We start from the raw sequence: 1,971 nt of genomic DNA on the forward strand, positions 1-1,971 counted from the left end.
ATTTATACATTTTTCTATATACTTCTTAATATCAAATAGCGCTATTATTCATTTCAATACACTCTTTTAATAGTGGGAAGGACTCACTCCCCCCTTTGTGTTTGACAGTTAAAGAACTAACGTTATTTGCGAACTGAATCACCTTTTTTGTCGAATACCCTTGAGATAACCCATAAACAACGCCACCTATAAACGAATCGCCTGCTCCAGTTGTATCTATTGCTTTTACTTTATTAGATGGTACGTGAAAAATATTTTCATTATCTTTTAATACAACCCCTGACTTTCCTAGAGTTATAATAACAGTAGAGTGTATTTCAGAATGTAATAGTTGCACTGCTTCAAATGCTTGATCTATATTATCAACTTTTTTATTTATCATGAACTCAGCTTCTGTTTCATTTACTATTAAATAATCTAAATTCTGTAAAGCTTCGTATTTTATACTTCTTGCAGGTGCATTATTTAAAATTAGAATCGCGTTTTCGTTGAAATTCTTTATTATATACTCATTAATAAATTGAGGTATCTCTTGTTGCAAAATGATATAGTCTGCAGATTCTAATAATTCAGTTTCATTTTCAATATCTTCTATAGTTATTGTATAGTTGGCCCCTTTTAAAATAGTACTATGATAATCACCGTCATAAAGTACATTCACTAAGCCTAACCCACTCTGTCCTCTACGTTGTATTTTATCAGCATTAACACCAACCGACTGCATTGAACCAATAAGCGCATCGCCAAACCTATCACTTCCAACTGTACCAATGAGTGTCGTTTCTAGTCCAAGCTTAGCGCATTGTACAGCTTGGTTAGCACCTTTTCCGCCTAGCCCTTGTATTAAATCATCTGCATACAGTGTTTCACCCTTATAAGGCAAACGTTCTTGCGATAAAATCAAATCATAATTCAGACTGCCTACTACAACAACTTTTTTATTTTTCATTTGAATATAAACTCCTTTTATTCAATAGCGGTAGTCTTTCACAACATCACTTGTTTTTGTTAAGCTTTCTGCATAATTTTTTGCGCCTTTAATAGCTAGATTTGTATAAAGCGCATCTAAAATTGTTAATTGTACAACGCGTGCAGCTGCATTTTCACCTGTGATAGGCGCATTCTGAGCTGTTGAAACCAAATTTATTTCAGCTGCTTTTGTAATTTTACTGTTCATATAATTCGTAACACTAATCGTATGAGCCCCTCTATCCCTTGCGCCTTGTATGACGTTTACAATATGTTGTGTTGTACCAGAATGAGAGACACCCAAGACAATGTCTCCCTCATTAATTAATGAAGTGAACATAAGTTGCATGTGAGAATCTTTGTAGACATGTGAGACAATGCCAATCTTTAACAATTTATGTTGAAAATCTTCACAAATAACCGACGAACCACCACTACCAACTAATATAATTTTATTATTTTCAGCTTTTTCTTTGAAAATCTCGCATGCTTTATTAAATGCATCATAATTAAAAATGTCTAGTGTTTCTTGAAGCGCTAATATTGCATTCAGTATTACTTTTTCTGCGATTAGATCATTAGAATCTCCTTCTTTAAATTCCGAACCTTCTTCATATTCTTCTATGTTGTGTGTACTTTCAATATATTTCTTAATCAATTTCTTTAATTGTAAATAACCTTCGCAATGTAGTTTTTTACACACTTTCGTAATTGTAGCTTCACTTATTTTTAAATGCTCTGCAACATCGCTAATCGTACTATCTGTTAAAGATTCATAGTTATTAGCGATAAATTGAGCAACTCTGCGTTCCTTATTAGCTAAAGAAGGTGAAATACTTCTTGCGTATAAAATAATTTCTTTACCAGTGAATATTTTATTTTCCATATAGAAATTTCCTTTCATTGGATACGTTTTATTTATGTTATCACAAGGCCGTAATTTTTAGCTATATATTTTATTTTCATTTTTATAAAAGTAATATATATAGCTTTTAATACCCT

At 31.9% G+C, this 1,971-nt stretch carries 2 protein-coding genes; both read right to left on the reverse strand.

Features of this window, described 5'->3' with window-relative positions:
* Positions 1–31 precede the first annotated feature (31 nt).
* A complete protein-coding gene (locus ACF91D_RS30015) occupies positions 32–949 on the reverse strand; it encodes a ribokinase (protein WP_392438378.1) in 918 nt (305 codons plus the stop codon).
* Positions 950–970: 21 nt separating this feature from the next.
* Positions 971–1,855: a MurR/RpiR family transcriptional regulator gene (locus ACF91D_RS30020; protein WP_392438381.1), complete on the reverse strand. Its 885-nt coding sequence runs from the start codon at positions 1,853–1,855 to the stop codon at positions 971–973.
* Between the last annotated feature and the right edge of the window lie 116 nt (positions 1,856–1,971).

Source organism: Staphylococcus sp. 231237_7MaSpsaltlick (genome assembly GCF_043107035.1).